General features: G+C 34.3%; 1 protein-coding gene. It reads right to left on the bottom strand.

All coding sequences use genetic code 11. From position 1 onward, the window contains the following. Nucleotides 1-283 (bottom strand): hypothetical protein (locus AC3II9_RS21705; RefSeq protein WP_489158755.1); only part of this gene is annotated, 283 nt, incomplete at both ends.

Raw genomic sequence — 283 nt, 5'->3', positions numbered from 1 at the left:
GTTCTCTCATTGCACCATCAATGACTTGCTGTGCTGAATTAGAGGCACCTTCACGTGAAATTATAAATGCACAATTGCGTAGGGCCATTGGGTAAATATAACGTTCTGTTGTAAATATTTCCCTCTGTGTAATTTTTTCAGAATAATTTTTAAATTCAAATATTACATACCTACTTTTTAACGTATGCGAAATAAATTGCCATACTTCAGTATACGAATCTTTAACTCGACAAACGAGATCACGTCGATGTAATCCATCTATGGTTGTACTTTGTTCTTTCCA

The sequence above is a fragment of the Lysinibacillus sp. RU7 genome, assembly GCF_057837305.1.
The sequence above is the reverse complement of the archived record's forward strand: the minus strand, read 5'-3'. Positions and strand labels throughout refer to the sequence as shown.